Origin of the sequence: Duganella sp. Root1480D1, assembly GCF_001427305.1 — a bacterium.
In the GTDB taxonomy this organism is placed as follows: domain Bacteria; phylum Pseudomonadota; class Gammaproteobacteria; order Burkholderiales; family Burkholderiaceae_D; genus Rugamonas.
Genome location: NZ_LMFZ01000049.1, coordinates 131290 through 144907 on the forward strand (window position 1 = coordinate 131290; position 13618 = coordinate 144907).

Annotated in this window: 7 protein-coding genes; 6 read left to right on the forward strand and 1 reads right to left on the reverse strand. The window is 61.6% G+C overall.

Going from position 1 to position 13618, the window contains the following annotated elements:
• The first annotated feature begins 202 nt into the window (after nucleotides 1-202).
• The 6 genes from ASD58_RS28615 to ASD58_RS28640 all read left to right on the forward strand — a co-directional run bounded on the left by ASD58_RS28615 (nucleotide 203) and on the right by ASD58_RS28640 (nucleotide 12322).
• Nucleotides 203-3325, forward strand: a complete 3123-nt coding sequence (locus tag ASD58_RS28615) for a DEAD/DEAH box helicase (protein ID WP_057265629.1) — start codon at nucleotides 203-205, stop codon at nucleotides 3323-3325.
• Nucleotides 3326-3329: 4 nt separating this feature from the next.
• Entirely contained in the window at nucleotides 3330-4361 is a 1032-nt protein-coding gene (locus ASD58_RS28620; RefSeq protein ID WP_229210140.1) for a PAS domain-containing sensor histidine kinase, read from the forward strand.
• A gap of 87 nt (nucleotides 4362-4448) precedes the next feature.
• Nucleotides 4449-5129 (forward strand): response regulator transcription factor, encoded by a 681-nt coding sequence (locus tag ASD58_RS28625; RefSeq protein WP_055939590.1) that lies wholly within the window; start codon nucleotides 4449-4451, stop codon nucleotides 5127-5129.
• Nucleotides 5130-5195: 66 nt separating this feature from the next.
• Entirely contained in the window at nucleotides 5196-5918 is a 723-nt protein-coding gene (locus ASD58_RS28630) for a transposase (RefSeq protein WP_057265631.1), read from the forward strand.
• A 203-nt stretch (nucleotides 5919-6121) separates the two neighbouring features.
• Nucleotides 6122-10843, forward strand: coding sequence for a glutamate synthase-related protein (locus tag ASD58_RS28635; RefSeq protein ID WP_057265632.1), 4722 nt, complete (start codon nucleotides 6122-6124; stop codon nucleotides 10841-10843).
• 15 nt (nucleotides 10844-10858) lie between these two features.
• Nucleotides 10859-12322, forward strand: a complete 1464-nt coding sequence (locus ASD58_RS28640; RefSeq protein WP_057265634.1) for a glutamate synthase subunit beta — start codon at nucleotides 10859-10861, stop codon at nucleotides 12320-12322.
• 54 nt (nucleotides 12323-12376) lie between these two features.
• Here ASD58_RS28640 and ASD58_RS28645 read toward each other — a convergent pair whose 3' ends face one another.
• Nucleotides 12377-13495 carry a TIGR03118 family protein gene (locus ASD58_RS28645; protein WP_057265636.1) on the reverse strand — a complete coding sequence of 373 codons (1119 nt, stop codon included), beginning with the start codon at nucleotides 13493-13495 and terminating at the stop codon, nucleotides 12377-12379.
• Nucleotides 13496-13618 lie beyond the last annotated feature (123 nt).

A 13618-nucleotide genomic window follows, 5' to 3' on the forward strand; every position in this document is an offset into this window, starting at 1 on the left:
GGTGTTCCAAACGGTGAAGGCCGAAATCATACAACGCCCGCATGGCCAACGGGCGCCGGAATAGATTATTATTAATTAGTTAACGTTGTCCGTCTAACTTGTAGTTGCACTAAGTTAGGATTTTCACAAACACGAAACTGTGGAAGGCGGATAATATTGCATGTTGCTGTTTTTGAACCGCTGATTTAAAAGAATGCGCCCAATGGATATTACCCGCGACGAAGCCCGCGAAACTCCAGTCGCACCGGCCCCTGCCTCTTCTCCGGTGCCTGCCGCACCGCCCAACCAGCTCCCGTATGCAGTGGCGACCTGGTTGCAGAGGGTGGATGCAGCCGCGCATCCCAAGCCTAAACTGGCCCCGGTCGAAATCGACCCGAAACAGACTAACTACAAACTGATTTATGTGCTGGCGCCTACCAGCGGCGGGCGCCATGTTGCACTCTGCCTCTACAAGGCACGTCTGAAGCCGAACGGCGACGTGGCCGCGGCCAGCCCGGTCAGCGAAGTGTTTTCCCTGCTTTCCGCCCCGCCCGCGTTCCTGGCGCCGGGCGATGAAGACCTGGTGCGCTTCTTCGTGGCCATGCGCAGCGGCCCCAATTCCCAGACCGGCAGTGCGACCGAGCCGCGCGGCAAGATCGGCGCGGCCTTGCTGCAGATGCTGTCCGAGCAGGACAAGCTGCTGTGGGCCAATTCCTGGTCTGACGTGGGTAACGGCCTGGTCTACCCGATGAAATCGGGCGACAGGCGCAATGCCAGCCTGGCCTGGCGCGAAGAAGGCAAGGGCTTGCGCCTCGGCTGGCAAGTCGATGTGCCGGAAGGCGCCAAGCACCGCGCCGCCGACCAGATCGACTACATGTTGCCGACCGAACCGCCGTGGTATATCGACAACCTGTCGACCGGCGTGCTGCAACTGAACCAGGGCGGCACCACCATTCCGCTGGCGGACTTGCAAGCCCTGGTGGCGCAGGCGCCGCTGCTGATGCCGAACGATAAGATGCGCGTGTCCCAGCTCTTGCTGGCACACGGCCTGCAGCAATTGATGCCGCTGCCGCAGCCGCTGCCGCAGCGCGTGCGCACCGACGTCAAGCCGCGTCCTATCCTGGTGCTCGACTCGGCCCAACTGGCCGATGGCACGCTGCAGCGCTGGAACGACTATGCCGTGCTGTCGTATGACTATGATGGCGAGCGTGTGTCCTTCGATCCGTCGCAGCGCGTGGTGCGCCAACGTGGCGAAGTGACCGAAATTATCCAGCGCGACGAAGCCGCCGAAGTGGCTGCGCTGGAAACCTTGACCCAGCTTGGCTTCCGCAAGCCTACCGCGCTGCCGCTGTCCAGCGTGCGCGGCGGCCTGCTGCTGGCCAGCCAGGCTGACTGGATCCGCTTCGCGGAATCGGGCATCGGGGAATTGCTGGCCGCCGGCTGGCGTGTCGAGAAATCGCCGAAGTATCGCTACGATATGGTGGTGGTCGAGGACTGGTATGCCGAGGTCGAGGAAGAATCCACTGATAACGGCAATGCCTGGTTCGACCTGGAGCTGGGCATCACCGTCAACGGCGAGCGCGTGCCGCTGCTGCCGGTGCTGGTGCAGATGATCCGCAACTTCCCGAACGACTTCGGCCCGAAAGCGCTGGCCGTGCACGGCGATTCGGACCAGATGCTGGCTGCCCTGCCGGATGGCACCCGCGTGGCCCTGCCATGGAATCGCTTGCGCCCTATCCTGGCCACCATTGGTGAGCTGTACTTCAGCGAGAAGATCCGTCACTCGGTGCGCATGTCGTCGCTGGACGCGGCCCGCCTGGATGAGTTGGCGCGCAATGTCGACTTCCAGTGGACCGGCGGCGAAGCGCTGCGCGAAATGGGCCGCAAGCTCAACCAGTTCTCCTCGGTGCAGCGCGTGCCGACCCCGGCTGGCCTGCAAGCGACCTTGCGCGATTACCAGACCGATGGCTTGAGCTGGATGCAATTCCTGCGCGAGTACAACTTCGGCGGCATCCTGGCCGACGATATGGGCCTGGGCAAGACGGTGCAGACCATCGCCCACATCCTGGTGGAGAAGGAAGCCGGCCGCCTCGATCATCCAGCCCTGGTCATCGCGCCGACCAGCCTGATGAATAATTGGCAGGACGAAACCGCGCGCTTCGCACCCGGCTTGAAAGTACTGCTGTTGCAAGGCAAGGACCGCGCCGAACTGTTCGACGAAATCCCGAAAGTCGACCTGGTGCTGACCACCTACGCCCTGCTGCCGCGCGATGAAGAAAAGCTGCGCGAGCACGACTTCCACCTGGTGATCCTGGACGAGTCGCATTACATCAAGAACACGCGCTCCAAGGCGGCTCAGAGCGCGGGACTGCTGCGTGCACGCCACCGCCTGTGCCTGTCCGGCACGCCGTTGGAAAACCACCTGGGTGAGCTGTGGTCGCAATTCCACTTCCTGCTGCCTGGCCTGCTGGGCGATGAGAAGACTTTCAACAGCAACTTCCGCCACCCGATCGAACGCCAGGACGACCCGCAGCGCCGCCAGTTGTTGAACCGCCGCATCAAACCGTTCCTGGTGCGCCGTACCAAGGACAGCGTGGCGAAAGAACTGCCGCCGAAGACCGAGATGGTGCGCAAGGTGGAACTCAGCGGCGCGCAGCGCGACCTGTACGAAACCGTGCGTCTTGCGATGGACCAGAAAGTGCGCGAGGAGATCGACCGCAAGGGCGTAGCGCGCTCCCAGATCGTGATCCTGGAAGCGCTGCTCAAGCTGCGCCAGGTCTGCTGCGATCCGCGCCTGGTGAAGAGCACCAAGAAGGCCGCCACTACCGGCTCGGCCAAGCTGGTCGACCTGATGCAGATGGTCGAAGACCTGCTGGAAGAAAAGCGCAAGATCCTGGTGTTCTCGCAATTCACTTCGATGCTGGAGCTGATCGAAGAGGAATTGGAAGCACGCGATATCCCATACGCCATCCTGACCGGCGAAACCCGCGACCGCGGCGCCCAGGTAGCAGCCTTCCAGCAAGGCGCGGTGCCGATCTTCCTGATCTCGCTGAAGGCTGGCGGCGTGGGCCTGAACCTGACGGCAGCCGACACCGTGATCCACTACGATCCATGGTGGAATCCTGCTGCCGAAAACCAGGCCACCGACCGCGCCTGGCGTATCGGCCAGGACAAGCCGGTGTTCGTGTACAAGCTGATCGCCAAGGGCACGCTGGAAGAAAAGATCCAGCTGCTGCAACAGAAGAAATCGGACCTGGCGCAATCCGTGCTGGCCGAAGGCGAATCGCAGAAGATGGCATTGACCCAGGAAGACCTGCAACAGATCTTCGCACCGTTACAGGATTGATCCCATGCTGAGTGCCGAACACTATCGCCAGATCCTCGACCACAGTAGCGACGTACACTGGATGCTGGACTGCGATAGTGGCCAGCTGCTGTACGTCAGCCCTTCCGCCGAAAAGCTGTTCGGCTACATGCCGGACCGCGCGCAGCAGATAGCGGCAGACTTGATGGGCGAGTTGCCGGCGCGGCTGGAAGCCTACACCTCCGGCGACACGACGCGCCGCCACACCGTGCGCGATGCTGAAATGGCGGGCCGCGATGGCGTGATGATCCCGGTGGAAATCGAATCGACCCTGGTGCCTGATGTGGACAGCGGCGTGCTGCGCCTGGTGGGCACGGTGCGCGATATTCGCGAACGCGTCGAACGCGAGAAGCAGCAAAAGAAGTTTGCTTCGATGGTGTCGCACGAATTCCGCACGCCATTGTCGACCATTGACGGCGCCATCCAGCGCCTGGAAATGACTTCGGCCAATGCTGACGAAAACACCAGGAAGCGCTACCGCAAGATCCAGACTGCGGTGGACCGCTTGCTGGAATTGATCAATGAGTACCTGAGCCCGGAGCGCTTGGCCAGCATCGGCCGCAAGCGCCAGGCGGACGAAGTATCGCCGGAAGCCTTGCTGGAAACGGCGGCCGACGCCGCGCGCCAGCGCCGCGCCGACGTCACGGTGCGCGCGGAAGGTTTGCCGCAATGGATGCGTTGTGATCCGCAAGGCATGCGTTTGTGTCTCGACATACTTTTAGATAACGCCCTCAAGTACACAAATGACAACGTTGCGATAGAATTGCAGGGTAGGAAAGCTAGCGAAGGCGGGGTTGAGCTCCTCGTCATCGATCGCGGCGATCACGTTCCGGATGATGAGCTAGGCAAACTCTTCGACAAGGGTTACCGAGGCAAGGCGGCCGCAGGGCATGCCGGTTCCGGCCTCGGCCTGTATATGGCCAGGAATGTTGTAGAGGTCCACGGCGGCACACTGTCTGTGGAAAATTTGCCTGAAAGCGGCAAGAAATTTCGGATTTGGCTCCCTATCGCTGCTTAAGCCTTGCGCAGCCCGTGACCAACCGTGATAATTCTTTGACGCAAGCCCTAAACCCCGGCTCGCGACAGAATGGAAAATGGCGCATCAATGACGCAAATACTGATCGTGGAAGACAACCTGGAATACGCCGAAGAGATGGCGGATTTCCTGGCTGAGCTTGGCCATGTAGTTCACACCACCAATAACGCCCAGGAAATGTGGTCCGCCCTCAGCCAGGGCACCGTGGGCGTTGTCGTGCTCGACCTGGGCTTGCCGGACGAGGATGGTTTTAATGTCATCCCGCGCATGCGCCAGCTGTACCCGCAGATCGGCCTGCTTGTGCTGACCGGCCGCGTGGCATTCGATTCCCGCATCATGGGCCTGCGCCTGGGCGCTGACCATTACCTGACCAAGCCGATCAAATTCCCGGAACTGGCCGCCCACATCGAGGCGCTGGACCGCCGCGTCGGGCCGCAGGAAGCGATTCCTGTGCCGAGCAAGTGGACCCTGAAAGTGTCGGCGCGCCAGCTTGAACTGCAGGGCCAGGCCATCACCCTGACCGAGAAAGAGTGCAATTTCCTGCACCTGCTGACCATTAACACCCGTCCAGTGCCGCGCCAGGTGATCGTGGCTGGCATCGGCGGCGACGATCCGGATGCCGGCCGCCGCGTCGACATGCTGGTGTATCGTTTACGCAAAAAGGCGCGTAGCGGCCTGGGCCAGGATTTGCCCCTGCGCTCGGCCTATGGCGAGGGCTATAGCCTGTCCGCCAGCTTCAATCTCTCTTAAAAGGGACAGAGTCAAGCGAACTGGGTAGAATCGGGGTTTCCCGATCCTACCCTTTTTTGTTTCTTTATGGCCCGTTTGCCTCGTCTCGTCGTCCCCAACCAGCCTCATTACATCATCCAGCGTGGCCTGAATGGCCAGGAAGTCTTCCTGGATGATGAAGATTTCAGCAGTTTTGTCGCCTGGATGCGCGCCGCTGCCCGCCTGTACAAGGTGGCGGTGCACGCTTACACCCTTTTGCCGGGGGAATTGCATCTCCTAGCCTCCCCCAGCGATGAGGAAGGGCTGGGCAGCATGATGCAATGGATCGGGCGGCACTATGTCCCTTATTTCAATCAAAAGTACTCCCGCGCCGGGACTTTATGGCAGGGCCGCTATAAAACCTCGGTGATCGAGGCTGAGCGCTACTTCGTTTCTTGCTCAAAATACATTGAATTCGCTGCGGTGCGAGCGCGACTGGCCGAGGGGCCGGAGCATTACCAATGGTCGAGCTATCCGCATCATGCCGGGATCCGCCAGGACGGAGCAGTCAATGACCATCCCATTTACTGGGCGCTGGGCAATACGCCGTTCCAGCGTGAGGCGGCCTATATAGAACTGGCGGCACAGGGGTTGGCGGGGACGGAAACGCGGGCGATTGAGGGCACGGCGCTGAAAGGGTGGCCATTAGGCAGCGACAAGTGGAAGGCTGAGCTGGAGCGGCGCATGAAGCGGCAGGTGCTGCCGGCGAAGCGGGGGCGGCCTGCCAAAACCGGTAAACCGATGTCTGACCCACAGGGTCAGACACCATAGAACGCGGCGGGTGCGTGCCGAAGTGTCTGATCCTGCGGGTCAGACACTGGTTTATCGGTTTTAAGTGCCACTCTGTCCCCATTTAAATTTTCAAGCGACTGTCCATGGATTAATTCGACTCCGACCCTAATTGTTTTTGTTGCGCGTTTTGCTGCGTTGCACTACTCTGGATTTTCGTGACCAAAAATTCAGCGGAGAATCGCATGCAAGCGCAAGGTTTGTACAACCCAGCCAACGAACACGACGCCTGTGGCGTTGGTTTCGTCGCCCACATCAAAGGCAACAAGAGCCACTCGATCGTCGAACAGGGTCTGCTGATCCTGAAGAACCTGGACCACAGGGGCGCAGTCGGTGCGGACAAACTGATGGGCGACGGCGCCGGCATCCTGATCCAGATTCCTGACCAGTTCTATCGCGACGAAATGGCCAAGCAGGGCGTGGAACTGCCGCCGCCTGGCGAATACGGCGTCGGCATGGTCTTCCTGCCGAAGGAAAACGCGTCCCGCATCGCCTGCGAACAGGAAATCGAACGCGCCGTGCGCATCGAGGGCCAGGTCGTGCTGGGCTGGCGTAACGTGCCGATCGACTCGGAAATGCCGATGTCGCCGCGCGTCCGCGAAAAAGAGCCGGTCATCCGCCAGATCTTCATCGGCCGCGGCCAGGATGTGATGGTGACCGATGCGCTGGAACGCAAGCTGTACGTGATCCGCAAATCGTCCGGCCACGCGATCCAGGCTTTGAAACTCATCCACGGCAAGGAATTCTTCGTGCCGTCGATGTCGGCCCGTACCGTGGTGTACAAGGGCCTGCTGCTGGCCGACCAGGTGGGTGTGTACTACAAGGACCTGCAGGATCCGCGCTGCATCTCCGCGCTGGCGCTGGTGCACCAGCGCTTCTCGACCAATACCTTCCCTGAGTGGCCGCTGGCCCACCCATACCGCCTGATCGCGCACAACGGCGAAATCAACACCGTGAAGGGCAACTTCAACTGGATGCGGGCTCGCGAAGGCGTGATGAAGTCGGCCGTGCTGGGCGACGACCTGCAGAAGCTGTTCCCGCTGATTTACGAAGGCCAGTCCGACACCGCCTGCTTCGACAACGCGCTGGAACTGCTGCTGATGGCAGGCTACCCGCTGGCGCAAGCGATGATGATGATGATTCCTGAAGCGTGGGAAAACCACACGCTGATGGACGACAACCGCAAGGCTTTCTACGAATACTACGCATCGATGATGGAACCATGGGACGGCCCTGCCGCCATGGCCTTCACCGACGGCCGCTACATCGGCGGCACCCTGGACCGCAATGGCCTGCGCCCGGCCCGCTACATCGTGACCGACGACGACCTGGTCGTGATGGCGTCCGAATCGGGCGTGCTGCCGATTCCTGAATCGAAGATCATCCAGAAATGGCGTCTGCAGCCGGGCAAGATGTTCCTGATCGACCTGGAAGCCGGCCGCATCATCGACGACAAGGAATTGAAAGACACCTACGCCAACGCCAAGCCATACAAGGCATGGATCAACGCCGTGCGCATCAAGCTGGGCGAGCTCAAAATGAGCGAAAGCCAGACCGCGGCCAACGTGGCCAAGTACGGCCCGGCCGCCGGCGAGAAGCAATCGGCATCGCTGCTGGACCGCCAGCAGGTGTTCGGCTACACCCAGGAAGACATGCGCTTCATCCTGGCGCCAATGGCGATCAATGGCGAAGAAGCCGTCGGCTCGATGGGCAACGACTCGCCGCTGGCCGTCACTTCCAACAAACTGAAGCCGCTGTACAACTACTTCAAGCAGCTGTTCGCACAGGTGACCAACCCACCGATCGACCCGATCCGCGAAGCGATGGTGATGTCGCTGGTGTCCTTCATCGGCCCGAAACCGAACCTGCTGGATACCAACAACGTCAACCCGCCGATGCGCCTTGAAGTGTCGCAGCCGGTGCTGGGCTTCGACGACATCGCGCGCCTGCGCACCATCAGCCAGCATACCGGCGGCAAGTTCAAGTCTTATGAACTGAGCATCTGCTATCCGCTGGCCTGGGGCAAGGAAGGCGTGGAAGCGTCGCTGGCGTCGCTGTGCGCGGAAGCCGTCGATGCGGTGAAATCCGGCCACAACATCCTGATCATCTCCGACCGCACTGTCGGCCCTGACCGCGTCGCGATCCCTGCCCTGTTGGCAACGTCCACCATCCACCTGCACCTGGTGAGCAAGGGCCTGCGCGCCTCCACCGGCCTGGTGGTGGAAACCGGCTCGGCCCGCGAGACCCACCATTTCGCCCTGCTGGCCGGCTACGGCGCGGAAGCGGTGCACCCTTACCTGGCGATGGAATCGCTGGCCGAACTGGCGCACTCGCTGCCGGGCGACCTGACTCCGGAAGCTGCCATCTACAACTACACCAAGGCAGTCGGCAAGGGCCTGATGAAGGTGATGTCGAAGATGGGCATCTCCACCTACATGTCCTATTGCGGCGCCCAGATCTTCGAAGCCGTTGGCCTGAACCGCCAGCTGGTCGACAAGTACTTCCGCGGCACCCAGTCGAATGTGGAAGGCATCGGCCTGTTCGAAGTGGCTGAAGAAGGCCTGCGCCTGCACAAGCTGGCCTTCGGCAATGACCCAGTGCTGGCCGACGCGCTGGACGCGGGCGGCGAATACGCTTACCGCGTGCGCGGCGAAGACCACCTGTGGACGCCGGACGCCATTGCCAAGCTGCAGCACTCGACCCGTTCCAACAACTACTCGACCTATAAAGAGTATGCGCAGCTGATCAACGACCAGACCAAGCGCCACCTGACCTTGCGCGGCCTGTTTGAATTCAAGATCGACCCGGCCAAGGCGATCCCGCTGGATGAAGTGGAACCGGCCAAGGAAATCGTCAAGCGCTTCGCTACCGGCGCCATGTCGCTGGGCTCGATCTCGACCGAAGCTCACGCCACCCTGGCAGTTGCAATGAACCGCATCGGCGGCAAGTCCAACACCGGCGAAGGCGGCGAAGATCCACGCCGTTACTCCAACGAGCTGAAAGGCATCCCGATCAAGGTCGGCGAAACCCTGGCTTCCGTGCTGGGCAAGGAGCAGGTTGAATCGGATATCCAACTGCAGGAAGGCGACTCGCTGCGTTCGCGCATCAAGCAAGTAGCATCCGGCCGCTTCGGCGTCACCGCGGAGTACCTGAACTCCGCCGACCAGATCCAGATCAAGATGGCGCAGGGTGCCAAGCCGGGCGAAGGCGGCCAGCTGCCGGGCCATAAGGTCTCCGAGTACATTGCGCAACTGCGCTTCTCGGTACCAGGCGTGGGCCTGATCTCGCCGCCGCCGCACCACGACATCTACTCGATCGAAGACCTGGCACAGCTGATCCACGACCTGAAGAACGCCAATCCGCGCGCTTCGATCTCGGTCAAGCTGGTGTCGGAAGTCGGTATCGGTACCGTGGCTGCCGGTGTGTCGAAAGCCAAGGCTGACCATATCGTGGTGGCCGGCCATGACGGCGGCACCGGTGCATCGCCGCTGTCCTCCGTCAAGCACGCCGGTACGCCATGGGAACTGGGCCTGTCCGAAACCCAGCAAACCCTGGTGCTGAACGGCCTGCGTAGCCGTGTGCGCGTGCAGGCCGACGGCCAGATGCGTACCGGCCGCGACGTGGTGATCGCCGCCTTGCTGGGCGCCGACGAAGTGGGCTTCGCCACCGCACCGCTGGTGGTGGAAGGCTGCATCATGATGCGCAAGTGCCACCTGAACACCTGCCCGGTCGGCGTTGCAACGCAAGATCCTGAACTGCGCAAGAAGTTCCAGGGCAAGCCGGAGCACGTGGTGAACTACTTCTTCTTCGTCGCCGAAGAAGCGCGCCAGCTGATGGCGCAACTGGGCATCCGCACCTTCCAGGAACTGATTGGGCGCGCCGACCTGCTGGACAAGTCGAAAGCCATCACCCACTGGAAGGCGCAGGGCCTGGACTTCACCAATGTGTTCTATCAGCCGAAGGTGGACGACGGCATGTCGATCTTCCACAGCGAAGAGCAGGATCACGGCCTGGACAAGGCCCTCGACCTGAAACTCATCGCCCAAGCCAAGCCGGCATTGGAAAAAGGCGAACGCGTGTCCTTCATCTCGCCGGTGAAGAACGTCAACCGCACCGTCGGCACCATGCTGTCGGGCGAAGTGGCCCTGAAATACGGCCACGCCGGCCTGCCGGACGACACCATCCACATCCAGCTGCAGGGTACTGCAGGCCAGTCGGCTGCGGCCTTCCTGGCGGCCGGCATCACCATCGACCTGGTGGGCGAAGGCAACGACTATGTGGGCAAGGGCCTGTCGGGCGGCCGCATCATCGTGCGCCCGAACACCGAGTTCCGCGGCTGGGCTGTGAATAACATTATCGTTGGCAATACCGTGATGTACGGCGCGGTGGCCGGCGAAGCCTTCATCAACGGCGTGGCCGGCGAGCGTTTCGCCGTGCGTAACTCGGGCGCCACCGCGATTGTGGAAGGCCTGGGCGACCACGGTTGCGAATACATGACCGGCGGTACCGTGGTCGTGCTGGGCGCCACCGGCCGCAACTTCGCGGCGGGGATGTCGGGCGGTATCGCCTATGTGTACGACCCGGACGGCGAATTCCACAGCAAATGCAATATGTCCATGGTGAGCCTGGAAGAAGTGAGGGCGGCAGCCGACCAGCTGGTCGACAAAGCCACCTGGCATAGCCAGCATCGCAATGGCGAACCGGAGGCCGATGAAATCATCCTCAAGCGCCTGATTGAGCGCCATTTCAAACACACCGGCAGCACGCGCGCGCGCCTGTTGCTCGACAACTGGAACGAGAGCCGTTCCAAATTCGTCAAAGTGTTCCCGAGCGAGTACAAACGCGCCCTGGTGGAAATGGCAGACAACGCCGCGATCGAAGCGGAAACTCAAGCAATCGCAGCGTAAGAGAGGATCACGAAAATGGGTAAGATCACCGGCTTTATGGAATTCCAGCGCCAGGAAGAAAGCTACCTGGCACCCGAGGCTCGCCTCAAGAACTACAAGGAATTTGTCATCCACCTGACGCACGACCAGGCCAAGGTACAGGGCGCACGCTGCATGGATTGCGGCATCCCGTTCTGTAACTCGGGCTGCCCGGTCAACAACATCATCCCGGACTGGAATGACCTGGTATACCGCGGCCACTACCGCGAAGCGCTGAACACGCTGCATTCGACCAATAACTTCCCGGAGTTCACCGGCCGTATCTGCCCTGCGCCTTGCGAGAGCGCATGTACGCTGGGCATCCACGAGCTGCCGGTCGGCATCAAGTCGATCGAGCACAAGATCATCGACGAAGGCTGGGAGCACGGCTGGGTCGTGCCGCAGCCGGCCGAAGTCAAAACCGGCAAGAAGGTTGCGGTGGTCGGTTCCGGCCCTGCAGGCCTGGCCGCCGCGCAGCAGCTGGCGCGCGCCGGCCACGACGTGACCGTGTTCGAAAAGGCTGACCGCATCGGCGGCCTGCTGCGCTACGGCATCCCCGACTTCAAGATGGAAAAGCACCACATCGACCGCCGCGTCGAACAGATGGAGGCGGAGGGTGTGAAATTCCGCACCTCGGTCCTGATCGGCAAGGACTTCCCGGCGAGCGTGGCCAACGGCTCCAAGGAAACCATCTTCCCTGAAGACCTGGAAAAGGACTTCGACGCCGTGGTGATGGCAGGCGGCGCGGAAGCACCGCGCGATCTGCCAGTGCCCGGCCGCGATCTGAAAGGCGTCCATTTCGCGATGGACTTCCTGCCGCAGCAGAACAAGGTCAATGCCGGCGACAAGATCAAGGACCAGATCAAGGCCAGCGGCAAGCACGTGGTCGTGATCGGCGGCGGCGATACCGGTTCCGACTGCGTCGGCACCTCCAACCGCCACGGCGCTGCCAGCGTTACCCAGTTCGAACTGATGCCAATGCCGCCGGAGCAGGAAAACAAGCCGATGGTATGGCCATACTGGCCGACCAAGCTGCGCACCTCCTCCTCGCACGAAGAGGGCTGCGAGCGTGACTGGGCTGTCGCCACCAAGCGCTTCGAAGGCAAGAACGGCAAGGTTGAAAAGCTGATCGCCTGCCGCGTCGAATGGAAAGACGGCAAGATGAGCGAAGTGCCGAACTCCGAGTTCGAAATGAAGGCCGACCTGGTGCTGCTGGCCATGGGTTTCGTCTCGCCAGTGGCGCAAGTGCTGGACGCCTTCGGTGTCGACAAGGACGCACGCGGCAACGCGCGCGCGCAGACTGAAGGCGACAACAGCTACAAGACCAGCAAGCCAGGCGTGTTCGCAGCAGGCGACATGCGCCGCGGCCAGTCGCTGGTGGTGTGGGCGATCCGCGAAGGTCGCCAGTGCGCCCGCGCGGTGGATGAATACCTGATGGGTAGCTCCGTCCTGCCACGCTAAGCCCTGCCTCGCGTCAAGCGTACATGCCTGTGCGCTTGACGCCCTTCCATAGCTTTACTGCATATCGATGCGGCCATACAGCCCATGTTTCTCGTCGCCCGGACCGGCGGTGAAAAACAGGGTGTTGGTGGGCTGGCTGTTGACGCCCGGCCCGAATGCGATGCCCCACAAGCCTTCAGTCACGATTGGCGTGTTGTCGGCCCTGGCCAGCGCGCCGGCAAACGCACCGGTCGCCGGATTGTAGACATTGATCTTGCCGTCACCGAAATTCCCAACCAACAGCATGTTGCTGGCCGCGCCGAAATTCGCTGGCGCCATCGCCAGGCCCCACGGTGCGTTGAGCGCCCCGCCGTAAGCCAGTTGCTTGACGAAGTTTCCGCCCGTATCGAACACGCTGACCACGCCGAGCCCTGCACCGGCCTGTTCGTCGTCGCCGCTGGCCTCCCGTTTGGCATATGCCACGTAGATCTTGTCGCCAATTGCCTGGACATTGAACGGCGCAAAGCCAGCCGGCAAACCAGGATCCCTGAACGAACCGGGCAACACAGCCGGAGCGAAATTGCGGTCAAAGACATTGATGGCGTTGTTGTGGAAGTCCGCCGCATACAGGTAGTTCAGTCCGAGATAAGGCGCTGTGGCGAGGCCCTTGTACACCTTATTCGCCGAGCTGCCGTCGAAAACGTTGACCACGGCGTTGCGGTTCACCGTCGGCGACCAGGCCGAGATAATGCCGCCTTCACTGGCAAAGACAAAGGGGCTGGCGGCTGTCGCGCCGTTCTGCGTGACTTTGAAATCCTGGCTGCCGTTGAAAACGATGCCGGTAGGGCCGGGCTGTGTGGCCACCACCAGCGTTTGCGGCACGCCGTTGCCGTCGTACAGGGTGGAAGTGGCGCTGCCGTTATTGGCCACCCAGACAAAACCTGCCGGGTTGAAGGCAATGCCCCAGGCGTTGACCAGTTTTGCGTCGGTGTTGGCCACGCCAGCCGTGGCCACGTCGACAACCAGGCTGGTGCTTTTGTAGCCGGCGATGACGGGCGGTTGCTGCATCGGGGCGGGAGGCATGTAATCGCTGCCACCGCCGTAACCGCCGCCGCAAGCTGCCAGCATTGCAGCAGCGATCATGGTGGCAAGGCCGGCCGCACACGCCCTGCTGGAGGGATATCGGATTTTCATGGCGTCTCCTTTCGAATGTCGATGGAGGTTGATTCCACACCGCGCTCAAAAGGTTCAAAATTCATAGTCATCATACAACTGTGGGCATCCAACCCGCCAAAATCCCGCCATACCTGCGATATA